We start from the raw sequence: 14,595 nt of genomic DNA on the forward strand, positions 1-14,595 counted from the left end.
GTCTTGTGAGCAGATAAGCTTTAGATTTGAAGCAAATAACGCTTCAGGTCTCCGGAGGGAGTCGCCGCCATGTCCGCCGCCACGCAGGAGCGCATGCCCGCTCTCTATCTCAGCCACGGCGCCCCGCCGCTCGCGGACGACCCGATCTGGCCCGGCGAGCTCGCCGCCTGGTCCGCCGGGCTGCCGCGCCCCAAGGCGATCCTCATGGTCTCCGCCCACTGGGAGGAGGCCCCGCTCGCCATCGGTGCCACCGAGACCGTTCCTCTCGTCTACGACTTCTGGGGATTTCCCGAGCACTACTACAAGGTGACGTACGCGGCCCCCGGCGCGCCCGAACTCGCCGAGTCCGTACGGAAACTGCTGCGCGCCCCCGGCACGCCCGTGCAGGACATCCCCGACCGCGGCCTCGACCACGGCGCCTACGTCCCGCTCGTCGAGATGTACCCCGAGGCGGACATCCCCGTCCTGCAGGTCTCCATGCCGACCCTCGACCCGGTGAGGCTCATGGAGATCGGCCGCAAGCTGGCGCCGCTGCGCGACGAGGGCGCACTGATCGTCGGCTCCGGCTTCTTCACCCACAACCTCGCCGCCCTGCGGCAGAGCGGCATCCCCGCCTGGTCCGTGGAGTTCGACGACTGGGGCCGCCGGGCGCTGGAGAGCGGCGACTGGGACGCCCTGCTGGACTTCCTCCACAAGACGCCGGCCGGCCGCTACGCCCACCCGCGCACCGAGCACTTCGCCCCGCTGTTCGTGGCGATGGGTGCGGCGGACGCGGCCGGGGAGGCGACGGCGCAGAAGTCGGTGATCGACGGGTTCTGGCTGGGGCTGGCGAAGCGCTCGGTGCAGTTCGGCTGAGGGCCTCCCCGTCGGCGGGCGCCTCCTCGCCGACGGGGCTCAGAGTTCCTTCTCGTGCCAGGCGACGTCCCAGTACCGGCCGAACTTGCGGCCCACCTCGCGGTACGTGCCGACGTACCGGAAGCCGAACCGCTCGTGCAGACGCGTGGACGCCTCGTTCGGCAGGGCGATCCCGGCGTAGGCGCGGTGCAGGTCCTCGTCCGCCAGCGCCTCGAAGAGGGCCTTGTAGAGGAGGGTGCCGACGCCGCGCCGGCCGGCGTCCGGAGCGAGGTAGATCGTGACCTCGACGGAGGTCTCGTAGGCGGGCTTCGCCCGCAAGGCGCTGGATGTGGCGTAGCCAAGAATCCGCTGTGAGTCGTCCCCGGGCCCGTTCTCCTCGGCAACCATCAGCCGGTGCGGGCCGTCTTCAGGGTGGGAGAGCAGCCAAGGGCGGCGCTCTTCCGGCGTGAAGACCGCAGTATCGAATGTGATGGGCGTCTCACGTACATAGTGGTTGTAGATGCTGGTGAGAGCTTCGAGGTCATCCTCGACTCCCGGCCTGACCTGCACCTCTGTACGTTCCGACGGCATCGTGCCTCCTCATGTGGCCGGACAGGGTACTGCAAGATCAGAAAAATAGGGGTGCGGGTTGGGAATTCTGTCCTGATTCCAGTCGTTGTTTCCATCGAACGGCGGGCACTCGAGAAGAGTCCCAAGCGTTCAAGAACCACCCGCCAGCCCACATCGCAAGGGAGCACGCATGGCAACCCGTGCCGTCGCCCGTCGTCAGTCCGCCACCGGCGGGACCGCCGACGCGGCAAGCAGTCGCGCCCATGGCGGCGAGATCGCGGACCGCGACCTGGTCGGCATGTACCTCGACGAGATCGCGCGCACGCCGCTGCTCGACGCTGCCAAAGAGGTCGAGCTGTCGCAGATCATCGAGGCGGGTGTGTTCGCAAGGCAGGTCCTCGACGGGTGCGAGGAGGCCAGGGCGGACGCCACCCGTGAAGAGCTCGAGGCCCTGGTGGCCGAGGGCGAGCGGGCCAAGGACATCTTCATCCGCTCCAACCTCCGCCTGGTCGTCGCGGTGGCCCGCCGCTACCCCCGCAGCGGCCTGCCCCTGCTCGACCTGATCCAGGAGGGCAACGCCGGCCTGGTGCGCGCGGTGGAGAAGTTCGACTACCGCAAGGGCTTCAAGTTCTCGACGTACGCGACCTGGTGGATCCGCCAGGCCATCACGCGCTCGATAGCCGACCAGTCCCGCACCATCCGCCTCCCCGTCCACCTGGTGGAGGAGCTGGGCCGCATCCGCCGCGTCCAGCGCGAGTTCAACCGTGAGCACGGCCGTGACCCGGAGCCCGCGGAGATCGCCGCCGAGCTCGGCTCGAACCCGGACCGTGTGATCGACGTCCTGGACTGGGCCCGCGACCCGGTCTCGCTGAACATGGCGGTCGACGACGAGGGCGAGACCCAGTTCGGCGACCTCCTGGAGGACACCTCCGCGGTCTCCCCCGAGCAGTCGGTCCTCACCCTCCTGCGCAGCGAGGAACTGGACGACCTGATCGGCCGCCTCGACCAGCGCACGGCGTCCATCATCAAGATGCGGTACGGCATCGAGGACGGCCGCGAGCGCACCCTGACCGAGGTGGGCAAGGAGCACGGTCTGACGCGCGAGCGCATCCGCCAGATCGAGAAGCACGCCCTGCTGGAGTTGAAGAAGCTGGCCCGCAGCACCGGCTTCGACGCGGCCGCGTAGCCCCTCCGGCCGACGGGGCGGGGGCGTACGACCCGTGCCGCCGCGTACGCCGGGTGGCCAAAGACCGCGCAAACATGGCGATGTAACGCCGCTTCAATGCACGGGCCACCGGGAACAAGACAACCGGGTAAGGGAGTTCGGGCCCTGAGGCGACCGCCCTCGGGCCCCCGGACAAAGACCACGGAGCCCCACGACCACCCACAGACCAAGTCCCGACGCACTCCCCCCGGCGCCGGGACTTTCCCCGAGCCGGGCTTCGGCGCCCATCCCCCCTGGGTGCCGGGGCCCGGCTCTTTTGTGGGCCCGCAGGCAGAGGGGCGGGTCACCCCGTACCTGAACCACGGGGTGACCCACCCGAATGGCAGATTGTGCCACACAGGCATAGCCTGCCGAACGTGAGCAGCCCCATCCCCGCACACGCCCCCTCCCTCACGGAGCGACGCAAGGCAGCGACCCGCATGGAGATCGCCCGCGCCGCGGCCGCTCTCTTCGTGAAGCAGGGCCTACGGGCCACCCGGGCCGAGGACATCGCCCAGGCCGCCGGCATAGCGCCCCGCACCTTCTACCGCTACTTCGCCACCAAGGAGGAGGCGGTGGCCCCGCTCTACGCGGCCGGCGCCGACCGCTGGGCGGAAGCAGTCCGCACGGCCCCACCCGAACTGCCCCTACCCCAAGCCCTGGAACACGCGGCCCGCCGCACCCTCACCCCGGGCGCCGGAGTCTCCGCACCCTCCTGGGAGTGGATCCGCACCCTGGTCCGCCTGGCCGACACGAGCCCCGCCCTGCGCAAGGTGTGGGCGGAGGTATGCCATGAGGCGGAGACAAGGCTGGCGGAGGTACTGGCGACGAGGAGCAAGGCCGACGACAACGTTGCCGACACCCCCGCCCTCCACTTCGCCGCCGCAGTTGCCGCCGCCTCCGTACGCGTGGCCGTAGAAACCTGGGCAGCGGGAGACGCCCCCGCACAGGGCCCCCAGGGCCCGGCCGCCCTGGCGATGCGCAACTTGGCGGCGCTGAGGGACTTCCCGTGGGAGGACATGGCCGTACGCCCGGCGTGAAGCCGAGGGGGATGGACGTACCCGCAGTCGCGTACGGCGGGAAGGGGACGTGCCGGGGGGTGTCCGCCCGCAGAGTCCGGTGTCAAGAAACGGCACCTCTCGCCCAACGCCAACCACCGGACCGAGGACGGACACCCCCCGGCACGGCCCCGACCCACCCCCCACCCGCAGGCGCTACGCGCACCCCCACTCACCCGCACAGGCCGCCGCAGGCACCCCCCGCCCACCCGCCGGAGGCACCCGCAGGCACCCTCGCCTAACCGCCGGAGGCAGCGGCCCGACTCAACCGCCCCCCCAACTCCCGCACACACCGCACCAGTTCCCCCGGCGACTCCACCACGAACTCGCAGTCCACCATCGCCAACCGCACCGCCATCCACTCCACGGAGTCCGCACCCGTACCCCGCAGCCGGCACCGTCGCCCGTCGATCGGCTTGGGCACCCCCAACCACCCCGGCAACCGAGCCGCGACAAACTCCGCAGGCGCCTCGAAGGTCACCGAGAAGTCGTACGTCTCCTGCCGCCGCCACATCGACTGCCGCAGATACTCCGCCGCGCTCCCCGTCGGCAACTCCCGCGGAGCGAACCGCGCCCCCGTCGCGAACGGCTCGCTCACCCGGTCCACCCGAAACGTCCGCCAGTCCTCCCGGTCGAGGTCGTACGCGACGAGGTACCAACGCCGCCCCGTGGACACGAGCCGATACGGCTCGGTCAAGCGACGCGACTCCGTCCCGTCCCCCGCCCGGTACGCGAACCGCAACCGCTCCCGCCCCGCCACACACGAGGCCATCACGGTCAGCGTCTCGGGCGCGATACTCGCCCCGTCCCCACTGGTCAGCGGCGTGGTCGCGGCCTGAAGCGTCGTCACCCGGTGCCGCAGCCGCGCCGGCAGCACCTGCTCCAGTTTCGCCAGCGCCCGCACAGACGCCTCCTCCACCCCCTCGACCGCATGCCCGGCCCCGGCCCGCAGCCCGACCGCGATCGCCACGGCCTCCTCGTCGTCGAGGACGAGCGGCGGCATCGCCTTGCCCGCCACGAGCCGATAACCACCGTCGGCCCCCTTGGTCGCCTGCACGGGATACCCCAGCTCCCGCAGCCGGTCGATGTCCCGCCGCACCGTACGCCGGGACACCCCGAGCCGATCGGCGAGCTCACCGCCGGGCCATTCGCGGGGCGTCTGCAGAAGGGAGAGGAGCGTCAGGAGCCGTGCCGGAGTGTCCGTCGTCATGAGTCCGAGGATGCCGCACAACTAGGACGTGATCTGACCTAATGAAGCCATAGCTTCAACCCATGACCTCAAGGACCTCAGCCGAGACCGAACCATCACCCCGGCCCAACCGCGGCGCCCAGCCCGCCACAGCGGCCACAGCGGCCACAGCCGCGACAGCAGCCACAGCCGACCGCCGCCGATGGTTCGCCCTGGCCATCGTGATGACCGCGGCCTTCATGGACTTGGTCGACGTCACGATCGTCAACGTCGCGATCCCGTCGATCCAGCGGGAGGCAGGCGCGACTTTCAGCCAGATCCAGTGGATCACCGCCGGCTATGCCCTCGCCTTCGCCGCAGGCCTGATCACCGGCGGCCGCCTGGGCGACATCCACGGCCGCAAACGGCTGTTCCTCATCGGCATCGGTGGCTTCACCCTCGCCTCCGCCCTGTGCGGCTTCGCCGCGAACCCGGAGATGCTGGTCGCCTCCCGCATCCTGCAGGGCGCGATGGCGGCGCTGATGGTCCCGCAGGTCCTGTCGATCGTGCACGCCACCTTCCCGGCGCACGAACGCGGCAAGGTCTTCGGCCTGTTCGGGGCCGTGGTCGGCCTCGGCGCGGTCACCGGCCCCCTCCTCGGCGCACTCCTGACGGAGTGGAACCTCTTCGGCCTCGAATGGCGCCCGATCTTCCTGATCAACCTCCCGGTCGGCATCGCGGGCCTGATCCTGGGCAGTCGCTTCATCACCGAGTCCAAGGCGCCGAAGGCGTTGAAGCTCGACCTCGTCGGCGTCTCGCTCGTCATCCTCGGCCTGCTGATGCTGCTCTACCCGCTGACCCGCGGCCGCGAGCTGGGCTGGCCGACGTGGGGGTACGTGTCGATGGCCGGCGCCCTCGTCGTCCTCGGGGCGCTGGTGGCGTACGAGAGGCGGAAAGCGGCCCGCGACGGCTCCCCGCTCATCGAACTGTCCCTGTTCAAGGTGAAGAGCTTCGCGGCCGGCATCGCCGTACAGACCGTCTTCGGCGTGGCACTCGGCATCTTCTTCCTGGTCTGGACGCTGTACATGCAGTTCGGCCTGGGCTGGTCCCCCCTGAAGGCCGGCCTGACCGGGATCCCGTTCTCGATCGCCGTCTCGATGGCGGCCGGCCTGTCCGTGCAGAAGCTGGTCCCGCGCTTCGGCCGCAAGGTGCTCCAGGCGGGCGCGCTGGTGATGGCGATCGGCGTGCTGCTCTACATCTGGGAGTCCGGCCGCTACGGCCTGTCCATCGCTCCCTGGCAGATGGCCCTGCCCCTGGTCGTCATGGGCGTCGGCATGGGCCTGATCGTGGCCCCGCTGACGGACGCGATCCTGTCGGAGGTGCCGCGCGAGCACGCGGGTTCGGCGTCGGGCCTGATCAGCACCGTCCAGCAGATGGGCAACGCGCTCGGCCTCGGCCTGGTCTCGGTGGTCTTCTTCGGGGTGGTCGACGACCGGCTGACCGAGGCCAGGGAGCGCACGGCGGCCGGCCCGGCCTTCGCGGACGGTTTCCAGCACGCGCTCGGGTGGGTGGCCGCGGTGATGGGCGTCATCTTCCTGCTGATGTTCGCGCTGCCGGGGCGTCCGGCGCAGCACCTCGAGGGAGCGGCCGAGGCGCCGTCGCCGACGACGGAGAAGGAGCCCGCGCTGGTGTCCTGAGGGCGATGTCCAGAGAGCGGGGGAGGGCCCGGCGCTTCGGTGCCGGGCCCTTCGCCGTCCGTATCCCCCAGCTCGGATCCGTATCTCCCCAGCCCAGAAGCCCGTTCATGCCCGATTGCGCCCGAACCTGTTTACTTTCCGGAAATCCCGGCGTAGCCTCCCAGCGAAACCACAAGCTCGGGCACAGTTCGGAGGCGAACGGACATGTATGCACCGGAGCGGCAGCAGGAAATCCTCCGGCTCGCCCGTGACGGCGGCCGAGTGGACGTCCTGTCGCTGGCCGAGGAGTTCCAGGTGACGGCGGAGACGATCCGCCGGGATCTGAAGGCCCTCGACCGCGCCGGGCTCCTGCGCCGGGTGCACGGCGGTGCGATCCCGGCCGGGCGCCTGGACTTCGAACCGGACCTCGCCGAGCGCGAGTCGACGGCGGCCGACGAGAAGGACCGCGTCGCGAAGGCGGCCCTCGCCGAACTGCCCACCGAGGGCACGATGATCCTCGACGCCGGTACGACGGTGGCCCGCCTCGCCGCCGCGCTGCCGCTGGAGACGTCCCTCACCGTCGTCACGCACAGCCTGCCCATCGCGGCCCGCCTCGCCGACCACCCCGGCATCCAGCTCCACCTCATCGGGGGGCGCGTACGGCACCGTACGCGCGCCGCCGTGGATGCCTGGGCGCTGCGCGCGTACGGCGAGATCCGCGCCGACGTCCTGTTCGTCGCGGCCAACGGCTTCTCCGCCGAGCACGGTCTGACCACCCCCGACCTCGCCGAGGCCGCGGTCAAGCGCGCCGCCGTCGCCGCCGCCCGCCGTGTCGTCCTCCTCGCCGACTCCTCCAAGCACGGCCAGGAGCACTTCGCCCGCTTCGGTGACCTGAGCGACGTGGACCTGCTGATCACCGACAGCGGGCTGAGCCCCGAAGACGCCACCGCGATCGAGCGCGGCGGCACGGAAGTAGTGCGCGCATGATCCTCACCGTCACCCCGAACCCGTCTCTGGACCGCACCTACGAGGTCCCCTCCCTCGACCGTGGCGAGGTCATACGCGCCACCGGCGAGCGCATGGACCCGGGCGGCAAGGGTGTGAACGTCTCGCGCGCCGTCGCGGCGGCCGGGCGGCGCACGGTCGCGGTACTGCCCCTGGGTGGTGCGCCCGGCGCGCTCGTCGCCGACCTGCTCGACGCGCAGGGCATCGAGGTGGCGCCGGTCCCGGTCGCCGGGGCCACCCGCTCGAACATCGCGCTCGCGGAGTCGGACGGCGTACTGACGAAGATCAACGCGCCCGGTCCCGAGCTGTCCGCGGCCGAGCAGGAGCTGCTCCTGGAGACGGTCCGCGAGCAGTCGGGCGAAGCCGACTGGATCGCCTGCTGCGGGAGCCTGCCCCGGGGGCTCGCGCCGTCCTGGTACGCCGATGTGGTCGCCCGGGCGCACGCGGGCGGCGCGCGAATCGCACTGGACACCTCCGGGCGCGCCCTCCTCGAAGCCCTGCGCGCGCGGCCCGACGTGGTGAAGCCGAACGCCGAGGAGCTCGCGGAGGCCGTTGGGCGCCCCCTGGCCACCGTGGGCGATGCGGTGAAGGCGGCCGAGGAGTTGCGCGAGATGGGCGCGCGCGCCGTGCTCGCGAGCCTGGGCGCCGACGGGCAGCTGCTGGTGGACGACGCGGGCGCCTGGTTCGCCAGTGCGCGCGTCGACGTCGTACGCAGCAATGTCGGTGCCGGCGACTCCTCCCTCGCCGGTTTCCTGATCGCCGGCGGCAGCGGCCCGGAGGCCCTCGCCTCGGCGGTCGCCCATGGCGCGGCGGCCGTACAGCTCCCCGGCAGTGTGATGCCGTCCCCGGGTGACCTGGACATGGCCGCGGTGACGGTCACGGCCGAGGTGCCGGTGGATCGCGCACTGAAGGAGCCGGTGTCATGACGAATGTCGTGGTTGTCACAGTTCTTGCCGATCCGGCCCGTAAGCGGCGAAGCTCGGCGTTACTCACGCCCGCCGACGGACGGCAGGGCCTCCTGAGCCGCTCTGCCGCCCGGGGGAGGCGGGTTTTCCCCGACCTCGCCTCCCCCACCCCCACCACCCCCCACCTTCACGCCGCCCCCCACGGCACCCCCGTCCCCTTCACCGCCCACCAGACTCCCCGGGCGATACGCGTGCGAAGGAGCCCGCGATGAGCGACATGATCACCGCGGACCTGGTCGATCTCGACCTGTCCGCCGACACCAAGGAAGCGGCGGCGCGTGCCCTCGCCGAGCGCATGGTGGCCCTGGGCCGGGTGACCGACCTCGACGGCTTCCTCGCCGACGTGGCCGCGCGCGAGGCACAGATGCCCACCGGCCTCGACGGCGGCATCGGCATCCCGCACTGCCGCAGCGAGCACGTCACCGAGCCGACGCTCGCCTTCGGGCGCAGCGCCGCCGGTATCGACTTCGGCGCGGCGGACGGTCCTGCCGACCTGATCTTCCTGATCGCCGCCCCGGCCGGCGCGGACGACGCCCACCTGACGATCCTGTCGTCGCTGGCCCGCCAGCTGATGAACGCCGAGTTCACGGACGCGCTGCGGTCGGCGGGCGACGCGGCGTCGGCGGCGGCGCTGATCCGGGGCGAGGAGCCCCCGGCGGCCGACGCCGCCGATGCCTCCGACGCGTCCGGTTCCGAAGACTCCGTGGCGTCGTCGGTGGCGGCCTCCGCCGACGCCGCCACGGGCACCACCTCCGAGGCCCCCGCCGAGACGGCCGGCGAGCGCCCCTTCCGTATCGTCGCCGTCACCTCCTGCCCGACCGGCATCGCCCACACGTACATGGCGGCCGAGTCGCTGGAGAACGCGGGCCGCGAGGCGGGCGTCGAGCTCGTCGTCGAGACGCAGGGCTCGGCCGGCTTCACCCGGCTCGACCCGGCCGTCATCGCGGCGGCGGACGGCGTGATCTTCGCCCACGACGTGTCCGTACGGGAGAAGGACCGGTTCGCGGGCAAGCCGACCGTCGACGTCGGCGTGAAGGCGGGCATCAACCGTCCCGCCGAACTCATCGCCGAGGTGCGCGAGAAGGCGGCCCGCGGTGAGGTCACGGCGGCGGCCAGGCCCGGCGGCGGCACCCCCGTCGAGCGCGCCGGCGAGCCCGGCGAGGGCTACGGCACCAAGCTGCGCAAGTGGCTGATGTCCGGCGTGAGTTACATGGTCCCGTTCGTCGCGGCGGGCGGTCTGCTGATCGCGCTCGGGTTCGCGATCGGCGGCTGGGACATCACGGAGGCCAAGCCGGTCACCGAGCACTTCGACTGGATCCAGATCGACAGCTGGGCGGCGTTGCTGTTCCAGATCGGTGGCGTGGCCTTCGGCTTCCTGATCCCGGTCCTCGCCGGATACATCGCGTACGGCATGGCGGACCGCCCCGGTCTCGTCCCCGGTTTCGTCGGCGGAATGATCGCTTCCAACATCGCCGCCGGCTTCCTCGGTGGTCTGGCCGCCGGTCTGCTGGCCGGCGCGGTCGTCCTCGGCATCCAGCGGATCAAGATTCCTCCGGTGCTGCGCGGCATCATGCCGGTGGTCGTGATCCCGCTGTTCTCCTCGATCGTCGTCGGCTTCCTGATGTTCGTCGTCATCGGCAAGCCCATCGCCGAGGCGCAGAAGGGCATGACCGACTGGCTCAGCGGCCTCTCCGGCACCAACGCGGTCCTGCTCGGCATCCTGCTCGGCCTGATGATGTGCTTCGACCTGGGCGGACCGGTCAACAAGGTCGCGTACGCCTTCGCCACCGGCGGTATCGCCGTGCAGTCCCCCAGCGACTCCGCGATGAAGATCATGGCCGCCGTGATGGCCGCCGGCATGGTCCCGCCGCTGGGCATGGCCCTGGCCACCGTGGTCCGCAAGAAGCTGTTCACCACGGCCGAGCGCGAGAACGGCAAGGCGGCCTGGGTGCTGGGCGCCTCCTTCATCTCCGAGGGCGCGATCCCGTTCGCCGCGGCCGACCCGCTGCGCGTCATCCCCGCCTCCATGGCGGGCGGCGCGGTGACCGGCGCGCTGACCATGGCGTTCGGCTCGACCCTGCGCGCCCCGCACGGCGGCATCTGGGTCACCTTCCTGATCGGCAAGCCGTTCCTCTACCTGCTGGCCATCGCGATCGGTACGGCGATCACGGCCGGCCTGGTCATCGTCCTGAAGGGCATGCGCAAGACGGCGCCGGAGGCCTCGACGGCCGAGTCTCCGGCGGCCGCGACCACGGAGGCGAAGCAGCCGGTGGCGGCGTAAGCCTCCGCCGGGCAAGCCTCCCGCTTGTCCCTTTGGGGCGCTGTGAGTTGTTCACGGCACCTGCGAGATACGTCACGGTCCGGGCCCAAAGGCCCGGACCGTGGTGTCTACTGGGGTGTATGCCTGAGCATGTCTCGTTCCTCCAGCTGCTGGGGCCGGTCGTCCTCGCGCTGGCGGCCGTGCTCTGGGTGATCGGCCTGACCCGCGTCCTGCGCCGTGCCCGCACCGAGTCATCGCCGTGGCGCACGGGCCCGGCTCTCTCCGCGCTCCCGCAGCAGCGGCAGCCCGCCCCCGAGTTGGAGGCCGTGGAGCTCACCCCGGCGGAACGGGACGCGTTCGCGGGACTCGTACGCCAGCTCGGCGACGGTCGCTGAACGGAGGACCCGGCGGCACAGCACCTGCGCTCAGCGGTGGAGCCGGTGTTACGACACCTGCGCCGCCCGTCGCTCCATCGCATCCCGTGCCGCGTCCTCGCTGACGTACACCTCGCACATGTGCCGCCCGTCCGGTGTGGCCGTGTGCTCGACCTCCCAGAGGGAGACCTCCTTGCCGTCGTGCAGCAAGAAGGCGTGCTCGTAGAGCGAGAAGGACAAGCCGGCGCGCCCGGTGCGGCTCGGGCGCCCGAACGCCTGCGTGATCCGGTGCGCGAACGCCGTGGCCAGCAGGGCGGCCGTCGCCGCGTCCGGCCGGTCGTGGTTCTCCGCCCGGCGCAGCAGCCGGCGCGCGTGGTCGGCCGAGTCGTCCGGCACATACGCGTGCCGAGGCGCGGGTATCGGCGACAGCTGTACCGTCACCGGCAGTTCGAAGTCCGGAGCGTCCGGCGGCAGTGGCAGCCGCGCGGTCGCGGCGCGCAGCTCCTCCTCGTCGACGTACACCTCGTGCTGCGGGGCGCGGCCCCGCGCGGTGTTGTGTACGAGCTCCCACAGTGTGAGCGCCGAGCCGTCGGCGAGCAGCCAGGTGTGCCGGTACGTCTCGCGGTGCAGCCCCGCGCTGTGGTGCGCGGAGTGCAGTGAGCCATCATGGGCCAGCGCACAGTCCAGCAGCCGTATCGTCTCGTCGGGCAGCTCGAAGGAGTTCAGGGCGCGGCCGAGGAGTCGCGCGAGGTGCTCCTCCGGAGACTCCGGAGACTCGGGTGGTTCGTACGCTGCCGTCTCGTACGGAACGCTCAAGGTTTCTCCCGGCGTTGCTGCATGTCACCTTGTGGGTGCATACCGTAGCCCCTCGGGCGGACATCATGTCCGGGAACCGAGAAAACGTACGTCCGGTAAAACGCACGGGCCGCGCGAGAAGTTCCCGCGCGGCCCGACGAACTGTCAAAAATCCCTGCCGGGACGGTATTTCCCTGGGTCACACGGCGCTGCCCGCGACCCACTCGTTCCACGACATGTTCCAGCCGTTGAGCCCGTTGTCCGGCGCCACGGTCTTGTCGGGGGAGTTCTTGACGATCACCACGTCGCCGAGGAGCGAGTCGTCGTAGAACCACTTGGCGGGCGTGTCGCCCTGCCCGCCCTGCACGTCCCGCAGTCCGACGCAGCCGTGGCTGGTGCCCTGGCTGCCGAACGGCGGGTTGCCCTTGTTGTACCAGTAGTTGCCGTGCAGGAAGGTTCCCGACTGCGTCAGCCGCATCGCGTGCGGCACATCCGGGATGTTGTACGCGTTGTCGAGGCCGACGGTCCTGCTGTCCATCCGCAGCTTCGTGAACTTCTCGGAGATCACCATCTGCCCGTTGTACGTGGTGAACTCGGAGCTGCCCGCCGAGATCGGAACGGACTTGACGGTCCTGCCGTCGCGCACGACCGTCATGGTCTGCGTGTTGACGTCGACGGTGGACACCTGCGAGCGGCCGATGGTGAAGGTGACCGTCTTCTTCTGCACCCCGCGCACGCCGTTCGCGCCCTCGACGCCGTCCAGGTCGATCTTCATCGTGACCTTGGAGCCGGCCTTCCAGTACTCCTCGGGCCGGAAGTCGAGCCGCTGCGTACCGAACCAGTGCCCGACCACCTTCTGCCCACTGCTGGAGGTGACCTTGATGTGCGACTGCACGGCCTTCTGGTCGCTGATCGCCTTGTCGAAGTTGAACGACACCGGCATGCCGACACCGACCGTGGTGCCGTCGTCGGGGGTGTACGTCCCGATGAAGCTGTCGGCCGAAGTGACCGTGGTGAAGTGGGAGTCGGCGGCGGCCGTACGCCCGTCGGCATCCTTCGCGGTGGCCGATATCTGATACTTCGTCCCCCGCTCCAGCTGCTCCTTCGGCTGCCAGCTGCCCCCGTCGGCGGAGAGCGAACCCGGCACGGCCTGCCCGGTCCCCGCCACCGTCATCTTCACGTCGGTCAGCTTGCCGTCGCTGACCTTCACGCCGGTCGTGTTGATCGACGCGCCGGTCGAGCCGTCCTTCGCCGAGATCGCGATCTTCGCGGCGGACGTCTTGGAGGAGTCGCTGCCCCCCTTGTCGTCGTGGTCGGCGTTGGCGCTCCCACCACAGGCGGTGAGGGTCAGGGCGCCGATCATCAGGGCGGCACAGGCCCCCAGTGCGCGCCGCGCTGCTATGTCCGGCGTTGTCACGAGCTGCTCCAGTTCTTGCGATCTGCGGGATCCGTTCCGTTCCACGGTGGAAGAGCCACCGTCACCGGGCCGGGTTCCCGTCGTTCGCGGTGAATGCCATCACGTGACACAACCGCGACAATCGCCCGCGCGGAGCAGGCGTCACCCCTCAGTGTCGCTCCCAGTCGTCACGGCTCCCCGTACAACTCCCCGTACGACGGCCACACTCCACCCGGTCCGTCCACCGACTCGGCCGCGCGCACGGCACGCACGATCGCCCGCGTCACCGCGTCCGCGCCCGCCGCGAGAAGCTCGTTCAGCGCGAGCGGGTGCCCGGCGCCGAGCGGACGGTCCCCGGTGGCCAGCGCGAACACGGTGTCCCCGTCGTTGAGCAGATGCACCGGCCGCACGGCGCGTGCGATGCCGTCGTGCGCTGTGCCGGCCAGCTTCTGCGCCTGCGCCTTCGACAGGTCCGCGTCGGTGGCGACCACCGCGAGCGTGGTGTTCAGCGGAGGCGGCGCGTTCTTCGCGGCGATCTCCGTGAGGCGCAGGCGCGCGGCCTCATGGACCTGCTCCTGCGGATACTCCACCCGCCCCTGGAACAACTCCCCGTACAGCACTCCCGTCTCCGGGTCCACCGCCGCCCCCGCCGCGTTGGCCACCACGAGCGCGGCCACCGTGATCCCCGAGTCGAGAACGACGCTCGCCGTGCCGACCCCGCCCTTCACCGCCCCGACCGTCGCCCCCGTACCAGCGCCCACGCACCCCTGCCGCACGGGCGCCCCCGTCTCGCTCGCCGCGGCCGCCTCGACCGCCGCCCGCCCGGTGGCCGCGTCCGGCCTCGCCCGGAAGTCGCCGCCCCGGCCCAGATCGAAGACGCAGGCCGCGGGCACCACCGGCACGACATGCGCCGGATCCACCCCGACGCGCACCCCCCGCCCCCGCTCCTCCAGCCACGCCATCACCCCCGACGCCGCGTCGAGCCCGTACGCGCTGCCGCCCGTCAGCACGATCGCCTCGACCTTCTGCACGACGTTGCGCGGATCGAGGGCGTCGGTCTCCTTGGTGCCGGGACCGCCGCCGCGTACGTCCACGGCTGCGACGGCCCCGCCCTCGGGTGCGAGGACGACCGTGGTGCCGGTGAGCCAACCGTCGCCGATGCGCGTCGCGTGCCCCACCCGCAGCCCGGCGACATCTGTCAGAGCGTCAACTGTCATGCGCCCAGTCTCGTCCAGTCACCGGCGCGGGCCCGCGATGTCCGGCCATGTAGGGCCGGTCAGGCGTCCGGGC

At 71.2% G+C, this 14,595-nt stretch carries 13 protein-coding genes; 8 read left to right on the forward strand and 5 right to left on the reverse strand.

The annotated features are described in order from the left end of the window. The first annotated feature begins 69 nt into the window (after nucleotides 1-69). Nucleotides 70-855 carry a dioxygenase gene (locus tag QQM39_RS26080; protein WP_301999964.1) on the forward strand — a complete coding sequence of 262 codons (786 nt, stop codon included), beginning with the start codon at nucleotides 70-72 and terminating at the stop codon, nucleotides 853-855. Nucleotides 856-894: 39 nt separating this feature from the next. On the opposite strand, the gene QQM39_RS26085 is transcribed toward QQM39_RS26080, so the two are convergent. Continuing rightward, complete coding sequence (locus QQM39_RS26085; protein WP_301999965.1) at nucleotides 895-1,425, reverse strand: GNAT family N-acetyltransferase; 531 nt, start codon at nucleotides 1,423-1,425, stop codon at nucleotides 895-897. 169 nt (nucleotides 1,426-1,594) lie between these two features. Here QQM39_RS26085 and QQM39_RS26090 point away from each other — a divergent pair, with 169 nt between their 5' ends. Further along, entirely contained in the window at nucleotides 1,595-2,590 is a 996-nt protein-coding gene (locus QQM39_RS26090) for an RNA polymerase sigma factor RpoD/SigA (RefSeq protein ID WP_301999966.1), read from the forward strand. Between the two features lie 395 nt (nucleotides 2,591-2,985). Then, nucleotides 2,986-3,648, forward strand: a complete 663-nt coding sequence (locus tag QQM39_RS26095; RefSeq protein WP_367669106.1) for a TetR/AcrR family transcriptional regulator — start codon at nucleotides 2,986-2,988, stop codon at nucleotides 3,646-3,648. Between the two features lie 256 nt (nucleotides 3,649-3,904). On the opposite strand, the gene QQM39_RS26100 is transcribed toward QQM39_RS26095, so the two are convergent. After that, the gene (locus tag QQM39_RS26100; RefSeq protein ID WP_301999967.1) at nucleotides 3,905-4,876 is read right to left on the reverse strand and encodes a YafY family protein; all 972 of its coding nucleotides are present in this window, start codon (nucleotides 4,874-4,876) and stop codon (nucleotides 3,905-3,907) included. 203 nt (nucleotides 4,877-5,079) lie between these two features. On the opposite strand from QQM39_RS26100, the gene QQM39_RS26105 reads away from it, so the two are divergent. The 5 genes from QQM39_RS26105 (at nucleotide 5,080) to QQM39_RS26125 (ending at nucleotide 11,135) form a co-directional block, all read left to right on the forward strand. Beyond that, complete coding sequence (locus tag QQM39_RS26105) at nucleotides 5,080-6,531, forward strand: MFS transporter (protein WP_302003731.1); 1,452 nt, start codon at nucleotides 5,080-5,082, stop codon at nucleotides 6,529-6,531. 204 nt (nucleotides 6,532-6,735) lie between these two features. Further along, nucleotides 6,736-7,497 (forward strand): DeoR/GlpR family DNA-binding transcription regulator, encoded by a 762-nt coding sequence (locus QQM39_RS26110; RefSeq protein ID WP_301999968.1) that lies wholly within the window; start codon nucleotides 6,736-6,738, stop codon nucleotides 7,495-7,497. Further along, complete coding sequence (gene pfkB, locus QQM39_RS26115; RefSeq protein WP_301999969.1) at nucleotides 7,494-8,441, forward strand: 1-phosphofructokinase; 948 nt, start codon at nucleotides 7,494-7,496, stop codon at nucleotides 8,439-8,441. The genes QQM39_RS26110 and pfkB overlap by 4 nt, the downstream gene beginning before the upstream one ends. Nucleotides 8,442-8,688: 247 nt before the next feature. Beyond that, complete coding sequence (locus QQM39_RS26120; RefSeq protein ID WP_301999970.1) at nucleotides 8,689-10,761, forward strand: fructose-specific PTS transporter subunit EIIC; 2,073 nt, start codon at nucleotides 8,689-8,691, stop codon at nucleotides 10,759-10,761. A gap of 119 nt (nucleotides 10,762-10,880) precedes the next feature. After that, the gene (locus QQM39_RS26125) at nucleotides 10,881-11,135 is read left to right on the forward strand and encodes a hypothetical protein (RefSeq protein ID WP_301999971.1); all 255 of its coding nucleotides are present in this window, start codon (nucleotides 10,881-10,883) and stop codon (nucleotides 11,133-11,135) included. A 48-nt stretch (nucleotides 11,136-11,183) separates the two neighbouring features. Here the strand turns inward: QQM39_RS26125 and QQM39_RS26130 are convergent, their stop codons facing one another. The 3 genes from QQM39_RS26130 to QQM39_RS26140 form a co-directional block, all read right to left on the reverse strand. Beyond that, complete coding sequence (locus QQM39_RS26130; RefSeq protein ID WP_301999972.1) at nucleotides 11,184-11,930, reverse strand: DUF6227 family protein; 747 nt, start codon at nucleotides 11,928-11,930, stop codon at nucleotides 11,184-11,186. A gap of 178 nt (nucleotides 11,931-12,108) precedes the next feature. Further along, nucleotides 12,109-13,326 carry an Ig-like domain-containing protein gene (locus QQM39_RS26135; protein ID WP_301999973.1) on the reverse strand — a complete coding sequence of 406 codons (1,218 nt, stop codon included), beginning with the start codon at nucleotides 13,324-13,326 and terminating at the stop codon, nucleotides 12,109-12,111. A 167-nt stretch (nucleotides 13,327-13,493) separates the two neighbouring features. Further along, on the reverse strand, nucleotides 13,494-14,522 hold the full coding sequence (locus tag QQM39_RS26140; RefSeq protein WP_301999974.1) for a P1 family peptidase: 1,029 nt from the start codon (nucleotides 14,520-14,522) through the stop codon (nucleotides 13,494-13,496). Nucleotides 14,523-14,595: the final 73 nt, after the last annotated feature.

Origin of the sequence: Streptomyces sp. DT2A-34 (genome assembly GCF_030499515.1) — a bacterium.
Lineage (GTDB): Bacteria > Actinomycetota > Actinomycetes > Streptomycetales > Streptomycetaceae > Streptomyces.